The sequence below is a fragment of the Streptomyces sp. URMC 124 genome, assembly GCF_051386455.1.
In the GTDB taxonomy this organism is placed as follows: domain Bacteria; phylum Actinomycetota; class Actinomycetes; order Streptomycetales; family Streptomycetaceae; genus Streptomyces.
Genome location: NZ_JBPQTS010000092.1, coordinates 20,801 through 29,333, shown reverse-complemented (window position 1 = coordinate 29,333; position 8,533 = coordinate 20,801). Strand labels below are relative to the sequence as shown.

The window sequence follows — 8,533 nt, the reverse complement described above, 5'->3', positions numbered from 1 at the left end:
CCCCCCCCCCCCCCCCCCCCCCCCCCCCCCCCCCCCCCGCCGCCGGGTCCGCAGTCGTACGGGCGCCGTGCGTCACACATCACGGCGCGCACGCGCGCCCCGCGCCTAGGATCTCCGCATGACAGCGGACGCGGACACGGTGGACTCCACGAACACGGCCGGCACGCCCTCATGGGCTCCGGGGGACCAGATCCTCTGGCGCTACCGGGGCAACGCCACCGACCGCGTGCACATCTGCCGTCCCGTCACCGTCGTGCAGGACACGGCGGATCTGCTCGCGGTCTGGGTCGCTCCGGGCACGTCCTGCGTGCGGCCGCTGCTCGCCGACGGCACCCCGGTCCACCAGGAGCCGCTCGCCACGCGCTACACCAAGCCGCGCACCACCGGCGTCGCCCCGTGGTCCGGCACGGGTGTGCTCAAGCTCGCCCGGCCCGGCGAGCCGTGGTCGGTCTGGCTGTTCTGGGACCGCGGCTGGCGGTTCAAGAACTGGTACGTGAACCTCGAGGAGCCGCTGGCCCGCTGGGCGGGGGGCGTGGACTCCGAGGACCACTTCCTCGACATCGCCGTCTATCCGGACCGCAGCTGGGAGTGGAAGGACGAGGACGAGTTCGCGCAGGCGCAGCAGGCGGGCCTGATGTCCGCCGGGCAGGCGGAGCGGGTGCGGGCCGCGGGGCGGGCCGCGGTCGAGCGCATCGAGTCCTGGGAGGCGCCGTTCGCGGCCGGCTGGGAGGCCTGGCGGCCGGATCCGGCGTGGCCCGTACCCGCCCTTCCCGAGGACTGGGACCGTTCCCCGGCCCGGATCCGGGCATGACTCGTGACGAACCCCTGAGAGAACTGCCAACCGCTTGGCGTCGGGCCTCGGGGCAACCGTAGGATCGGCCTCCGTGATACTGCACAGCAGCACGGCACGAGCAGAGCAGAGCACGGCATGTGACGCTTGTTCACGGAAATAGGTCACAGGGAGGGCGGGCGCCGTGAGCGGTGACGAGAACCAGCGGGACTACGACGACTACGCCCGTTCGGGGCTGGACCGCAGCGGTCAGGCCGAGGCGTTCGACGCGATAGGCCACCGCTACGACGAGGCCTTCCCCCACAAGGAGGGACAGCTGGCCGCGGGCGCCTGGCTCGCGGCCGCACTGCCGCCCGGCTCCCGCGTCCTGGACCTGGGCTGCGGCACCGGCCTGCCCACCGCCCTGCAGCTGGCGGACGCGGGCCACCACGTCGTGGGCGTCGACCTCTCCGCCGGCATGCTGGAGCTGGCCCGGCAAAGCGTCCCCAAGGCCGAGTTCCACCTGGCCGACCTGGCGGACCTGCGGGACGGCCGGCTGGGCTCCTTCGACGGCGTCGCCGCGTTCTTCTCGCTGCTGATGCTGCCCCGCACGGAGATCCCGCACGCCCTGCGGATGCTCCACGGGATGCTGAGACCCGGGGGGTTGCTCGCCCTGTCGATGGTCGAGGCCGACGTGGACGACTACGCGATCCCGTTCCTGGGCAACACGATCCGGGTATCCGGATACCTGCGGGACGAACTGCGCCAGGTCGTGCGCGAAGCGGGTTTCGAAGTCGCCGGGGAGAACTCGCCGGCCTACGCCCCGGCGAGTACGGACGTACCACCCGAGATCCAGCTCTTCCTCAATCTGCGACGCGCCTGACCCAACGGTGCACCCGCGCGAGCGGGCGCACGGCCCCGACGGATGGAACCCCACGCGTGACGGAGCACACCGACTCCCACGGAAGCCAGCGGATCGCCGCGGTGCGGCAGGCCGCCGCGCCCGCCGCTGCCTCTGCCCCGGATCCGGAACCTGGGCGTCCACGACCGGCTCCCGGGCCGGAGGGGACGGGCCGGCCGGACCCGGGCTCCGCCCTGCCCGGCGTCGCGGACGGAACGGCCTCGCAGGGCGTGCCGGCCCAGCGGCGCGACGACTCGCACGAGGGGCCGCGCCCGGCGGCGAGCGGCGGGGCACGCGCGCGCACGCGCGCGTCGGCGCACCCCGAGCCGGAGGGCCTTCCGGCCCAGGGCACGCCGACGGCCTCCGCCCCGGCGGCCGCCCCCACGGAGCCCGCCGCACGGACCCGGGCCACCGGGTCTCCGACCGCCGGACCGCGGGCCGGCGAGCCCCCGGCCGACGGCTCGCGCACCACCGGGTCCCGGGCACGGTCCCGGGCCGGGCGGTCCCGGACCACCGGGTCCGAGGCGCCCGCCTCCCGGACCGCCGAGCCCCCGGCCGCGCGGTCCCAGGTCGGTGAGGACCCGGCTGCGGACTCTCCCGGCGCCGGTCCCTTGAACGGCGGCGGGTCCCGTAGCCGTGCCCCCGAGGCCGCCTCCGCCGCGCTGCCCGCAGCCACGGCCGAGCGCCCTCCCGCGACGGCCGGGCCCAGCCCCGCCGCGGCCGCTGACAACGATGCCCGGGAGCCCGCCGCGGGCGGACCGCGGGGCGAAGGGGCCGGTGCGCCTGCGGGCCGCCCGGGCGCCGGGACCGCCGCCCGCCCGGGCCCGGCCGGGCCGGAGGACGGCACCGGCGCTCGGGCCGCGGCACCCGCGGACACCACCGGCCACCGGGAAGCCGGGACCGGAAGCCGTCCGGCCCCGGCCGGCCCGGAGCCGGCCGGTGCGCCGGCCGGCGCGAGCGGCCCGGAGGCGGGCGCGTCCGGCAGCCCCACCGGCGGTGAGCGCCTGCGGTTCGTCGGTGCCGCCACGCGGCGGATCGCCCGGGGCATCGACCTGGACGAGATCGTGCTCGGCCTGTGCCGGGCCACCGTGCCGACGTTCGCCGACGCCATCCTGGTCTACCTGCGCGACCCGCTGCCGGTCGGCGACGAGCGGCCCGTGGGGCCCGTCGTGCTGCGGCTGCGCCGCACCGACCAGCTGCCCGAGCACGTGCGCGGCCTGGGCGAGGGCGACGGCGCGGACCTCGCGGCCGAGCGCCCCGAGCCCGTCCCGGATCTCGCCGGCTGCGCCGCCGAGCGCTGCGAGGTGCGCATAGGGGGGCCGCTCGCGGAGGTGCTGCGGGGCGTCAGACCGGTCTTCGGGGACTCCTCCGCCGCGCGGGCGGCCCTTCCCGAGCTGCTGGGCGACGAGCGTCCGGTCCCGGACCGGCACCGCACGATCCTGGCGCCGCTGCGGGGGCGGCGCCGGGTGATCGGCGCCGCGGTCTTCGTCCGCCGCCCGGACCGGGCCGCGTTCGAGAACGACGACCTCCTGGTGGCCGCGCAGCTGGCGACGCACACCGCCCTGGGCGTGGACAAGGCCGTGCTCTACGGCCGCGAGGTCTACATCGCGGACGAGCTGCAGCGCACGATGCTGCCCGACTCCCTCCCCCAGCCGACGGGCGTGCGGCTCGCCAGCCGCTACCTGCCGGCCGCGGAGACCGCCCGCGTCGGCGGCGACTGGTACGACGCGATCCCGCTGCCGGGCAACCGGGTGGCCCTGGTCGTCGGCGACGTCATGGGCCACTCCATGACCTCGGCCGCGATCATGGGTCAGCTGCGCACGACCGCGCAGACGCTGGCGGGTCTGGACCTGCCCCCGGCCGAGGTGCTGCACCACCTGGACGAGCAGGCCCAGCGGCTGGGCTCGGACCGTATGGCCACGTGCATGTACGCGGTGTACGACCCGGTCGCGCACCGCATCGTGATCGCCAACGCGGGCCATCCGCCGCCGATACTGCTGCACCGCGGCGGCCGCGCGGAGGTCCTGCGCGTCCCGCCGGGCGCGCCGATCGGCGTGGGCGGGGTCGACTTCGAGGCGGTGGAGCTGGACGCGCCCGCCGGGGCGACGCTGCTGCTGTACACCGACGGCCTGGTGGAGTCGCGGATCAGGGACGTCTGGACGGGCATAGAGCAGCTGCGGGAGCGGCTGATCGAGACCGCCCGGCTGACCGGCCCGAACCCGCCGCCGCTGGAGCCCCTGTGCGACGAGGTGCTCGGCATGCTCGGCCCCGGTGACCGGGACGACGACATCGCCCTGCTCGCCGCCCGCTTCGAGGGCATCGCGCCCAGCGACGTGGCCTACTGGTTCCTCGACCCGCGCCCGCAGACGGCCCGCCAGGCGCGCCGGCTGGCCCGCCGCGCCCTGACCCGCTGGGGCCTGGAGGAGCTCACGGACTCCGTGGAGCTGCTGGTCAGCGAGGTGATCACCAACGCCGTGCGGTACGCGGAGCGGCCGATCACGCTGCGCCTGCTGCGCACGGACGTGCTGCGCTGCGAGGTGGGCGACGACGTGCCGCAGCTGCCCCGGCTGCGCCAGGCGCGGCCCTCGGACGAGGGCGGCCGCGGCCTGTACCTGGTCAACCGGCTGGCCCGGCGGTGGGGCGCGACCCGGTTGAGCACGGGCAAGGTGGTGTGGTTCGAGCTGGCGCTGCCGGCCCACGCCCGCTGAGCCGCGCCGGGCGGGGCCGCTGAGGCCCCGCCGCCCCCGTGGAAGCCGTCCCGTACCCCGTCCGGGGCGGGCTCGAACACGAATTCACTCATACGCAGTGAAATTCTGGACACTGTCCAGACCGCTGTTGCCGACAGGACGTCGGCGGAGTTCACTGGCGAGGTGGAGGGCGGCACTGCCACGCGCCCTCACCATCCCCGTACCGGGAGGCGTCCCATGACCGACTCGGCGCAGCAGACCCCGTACACCACGAACAACGCCGGCATCCCCGTCGAGAGCGACGAGCACTCGCTCACCATCGGCGACTCCGGGCCCATCCTCCTCCAGGATCACTATCTGATCGAGAAGATGGCCCAGTTCAACCGGGAGCGGGTCCCCGAGCGGGTGGTCCACGCCAAGGGCGGCGGCGCGTACGGCACCTTCCGCGTGACCAACGACGTCAGCCAGTACACCAAGGCGGATCTCTTCCAGCCCGGCCGCAGCACGGAGATGCTGGCCCGCTTCTCGACAGTCGCGGGCGAGCAGGGCAGCCCCGACACCTGGCGCGATCCGCGCGGCTTCGCCCTGAAGTTCTACACGGACCACGGCAACTACGACCTGGTCGGCAACAACACCCCGGTCTTCTTCGTCCGCGACCCGATCAAGTTCCAGGACTTCATCCGCTCGCAGAAGCGCCGCACCGACAACGGCCTGCGGGACAACGACATGCAGTGGGACTTCTGGACCCTCTCCCCGGAGTCCGCCCACATGGTCACGTGGCTGATGGGGGACCGCGGCGTCCCGCGCACCTGGCGGCACATGAACGGCTACGGCTCGCACACCTACATGTGGGTCAACCAGGGCGGCGAGAAGTTCTGGATCAAGTACCACATCAAGACCGACCAGGGCATCGAGTTCTTCACCCAGGCGGAAGCCGACCGGATGGCGAGCGAGGACACCGACTTCCACCGGCGGGACCTCTTCGACGCCATCAAGGGCGGCAACGCCCCGTCCTGGACGATGTACGTCCAGGTGATGCCGTTCGGCGACGCCCCGGACTACCGCTTCAACCCCTTCGACCTCACCAAGGTGTGGCCGCACGGCGACTATCCGCTGATCGAGGTCGGCCGGATGACGCTCGACCGCAATCCCGACGACTTCTTCGTCCACATCGAGCAGGCCGCCTTCGAGCCGTCGAACCTGGTGCCGGGCATCGGCCCGTCGCCCGACAAGATGCTGCTGGGCCGGCTCTTCTCCTACCCGGACACCCACCGCTACCGCATCGGCCCGAACTACGCCCAGCTGCCGCCCAACCGCCCCCACTCGGACGTCCGCTCCTACGCCAAGGACGGCCCCATGCGCTTCGCGCCCAGCCGGGTGTCCCGCCCCTACGCGCCGAACTCCTACGGCGGCCCGTCGGCCGACACCGGGCGCTTCGGGGACGTCGCGGGCTGGCAGGCGGCGGGCGAGATGGTCCGCGAGGCGTACAGGCTGCACCGCGAGGACGACGACTGGAGCCAGGCGGGCACGATGGTCCGCAAGGTCCTCGACGACGACGCCCGCGACCGCCTCGTCGCCAACGTCGCGGGGCACGTGAGCAATGGCGTGAGCAAGCCCGTCCAGGAGCGGGCCCTGCAGTACTGGCGCAACGTCGACAAGGAGATCGGCGACCGCATCGCCACCAAGGTCAACGGCGGCTGAGCGGCCGGCCCTCCCGGGGCGGTGATCCGGTCGCGGGCCGGCCTGCGGGTCAGTCGCGGACCGGTTCGCGGATCGGTTCGCGGTTGCCGTTGGGCTGGAGGCCGCCGCTGCCGTTGCTGGGCGGCGGGCTCGGCGGCTTGCTGCTCGGCGTGACCGGCGGGACCGGCGGCCGCGAGGACGGCGGCCGCGAGGACGGCGCCTGCGACGGCGTCCGCGAGGACGAGGCCGACGGCGACTGCGAGGGCCGCGAGGGCGACGGCGAGGGGCTGTGCGACGCGGGCGCGGACGGGCTGGCCGAGGCGGGCGGGCCGGGGATGACCGGGACCGTCGTGCTCATGTTCGTCTCCAGGTCGAACTCCTCGGTGTCCGAGCCCTGGAGCGCGGCGGAGGTGTAAGCGGCCCAGATGCGGGCCGGGTACGTACCGCCGTTGACGCGGCCGTTGCCGCCGGTGCCCTTGAGGGTGACCTGCTTGCCGCCCTCGCCCTCGCCGAACAGGCCGACGGCGGTGACCAGGTCGGGGGTGTAGCCGGTGAACCAGGCGGACTTGTTGTCGTCGGAGGTACCGGTTTTGCCCGCCACCGGACGGCCGACGCTCTGCACGACCGAGGCCGTACCGTCGTCGACCACGCCCTTGAGGACGGTGGTGACGCCGTCGGCGGTGTTCCGCGAGATGGCGTCGCCGCCGATCGGGTTGTCGAGCGACAGCTCCTTGCCGTTCTGGCTGGCCGACTTGATGATCGAGGGCGTGACCTTCTTGCCGTGGTGGGCGAGGGTCGCGTAGACGCCGGCCATGTGCAGCGGGCTGTTGCCCATGGAGCCGAGCGACATGGCGGGCTTGGTGACGAAGTCGCGGACCTTGCCGTTCATGCCCATGTCGACGGCGGTCTTCTTGACCTCGTCCAGGCCGACGTCGATGGCCATCTGCGCAAAGACGGAGTTGACCGAGTCGTTCATGGCCTTCTGCACGGGGATCATGCCGTGCGAATAGCCGTCCTCGTTCTCCGGGGCGAAGTGCTCGCTCGTGCCGGTGACGGGGCGCTCGGTGGTGGAGTCGTAGAGGGTGCCGGCGTTGATGCGCACCTTGTCCTGGGTGGTGGACTTGTTCTCCAGCGCCGAGGCGAAGATCAGCGGCTTGAAGGTCGAGGCGACCTGGTAGTCCTCGCGGGTGGCGTTGTTCGTCCAGTGCTGGAGGGCGTCGGTGCCGCCGTAGAGGGCGACGACCTTGCCGGTCTTCGGATCGACGGACGCGGCGCCGACCTGGACGTTCTTGTCGACCGCACGGGCCTTGGGGTCGAGGTCGTCGAGGAGCTTGTCCTTGACGGCCTTCTCCAGGGCCTTCTGCTTCTTGTTGTCGATGCTGAGGGTGATCGTCCAGCCGCCGGCGTCGAGGTCGCTCTCGGGGCGGCCGTCCTTGGCCAGCTTCCTGCGCATCTCGGCCTTGGCGGCCTCCACCAGATAGCCGTTCTGGCCGGTCAGGCCCTTGGCGGCCGGCGGCTTGCCGGGCTCCTTGAACTGCATCGTGGCGCGCTTGTCCTTGTCGAGCCACTTCTGCTCGACCATCTTGTCCAGGACGTAGTTCCAGCGGGCCTTGGCGTTCTCCTTGCCCGCGGGGGTGGCCACCGTCCAGTCGTACTGGCTGGGGGCCTGCAGCAGCGCGGCGAGGTAGGCGCCTTCCTCGAGGCTGAGCTTGTCGACGTCCTTGTTGTAGTACGCGCGGGACGCGGCCTGGATGCCGTAGGCGCCGCGGCCGTAGAAGCTGGTGTTCAGGTAGCCCTCGAGGATGTCGTCCTTGGACTTCTCCTTCTGCACCTTCAGCGAGATGACCAGTTCCTTCACCTTGCGGGTGATGGTCTGGCGCTGGTCCAGGTAGTAGTTCTTGACGTACTGCTGGGTGATGGTGGAGCCACCCTGCTTGCCGCGGCCCATCACGGTGTTGAGGACGCCTCGCGCGGTGCCGAGGACGTCGACGCCGGGGTCCGTGTAGAAGTTCTTGTTCTCGGCGGCGACGACGGCGCGCCGGACGTCGACCGGGATCTTGTCGATGGACACTTCCTGGCGGTTGACGTCACCGCTGCGCGCGATGGTCTTGCCGTCGGCGTCCTTGAAGACGTTGCTCTGCAGCTTGGCCTGGCTGTTGCCCTTGGGGACGTCCACGTAGAGGTAGAGCGCCACACAGGCACCGGCCCCGAGAGCGACGAGCGCCACGAAATAAGCGAGGAGCTTCTTCCAGGTGAAGAAGCGGCGTATGCCGGTCTTCCCGGCCTTCTTGGGCTTCTTGCCCTTTGCTGTGCGGGTGCTCTTCTGCGCCCGTCGCGCTTCCGCTCGGCCCATCTCTCCCGTAGCTCCAGTCTTTCCGCCCCCAACCCAGCTCATGAAGCTAACACCGCAACTGTCACCAAACGCCCATTGATCAAGGCTTTGGGGCACGTGACATACAGCACCCCGGCTGGCGGGAACCGGGCGCGGCTCAGTGC

5 protein-coding genes are annotated in these 8,533 nt (G+C 72.6%); 4 read left to right on the top strand and 1 reads right to left on the bottom strand.

Annotation, left to right across the window (positions count from 1 at the left end):
• Positions 1–118 precede the first annotated feature (118 nt).
• The 4 genes from fomD (at position 119) to ACSNOG_RS19860 (ending at position 6,058) form a co-directional block, all read left to right on the top strand.
• Complete coding sequence (gene fomD / locus ACSNOG_RS19875) at positions 119–811, top strand: cytidylyl-2-hydroxypropylphosphonate hydrolase (RefSeq protein ID WP_436754010.1); 693 nt, start codon at positions 119–121, stop codon at positions 809–811.
• 163 nt (positions 812–974) lie between these two features.
• Positions 975–1,652, top strand: coding sequence for a class I SAM-dependent DNA methyltransferase (locus ACSNOG_RS19870; protein ID WP_436754009.1), 678 nt, complete (start codon positions 975–977; stop codon positions 1,650–1,652).
• A 629-nt stretch (positions 1,653–2,281) separates the two neighbouring features.
• A complete protein-coding gene (locus ACSNOG_RS19865; protein ID WP_436754012.1) occupies positions 2,282–4,378 on the top strand; it encodes a SpoIIE family protein phosphatase in 2,097 nt (698 codons plus the stop codon).
• Positions 4,379–4,594: 216 nt separating this feature from the next.
• Entirely contained in the window at positions 4,595–6,058 is a 1,464-nt protein-coding gene (locus ACSNOG_RS19860) for a catalase (RefSeq protein WP_436754008.1), read from the top strand.
• Between the two features lie 49 nt (positions 6,059–6,107).
• On the opposite strand, the gene ACSNOG_RS19855 is transcribed toward ACSNOG_RS19860, so the two are convergent.
• Positions 6,108–8,390 (bottom strand): transglycosylase domain-containing protein, encoded by a 2,283-nt coding sequence (locus ACSNOG_RS19855; RefSeq protein WP_436754007.1) that lies wholly within the window; start codon positions 8,388–8,390, stop codon positions 6,108–6,110.
• Between the last annotated feature and the right edge of the window lie 143 nt (positions 8,391–8,533).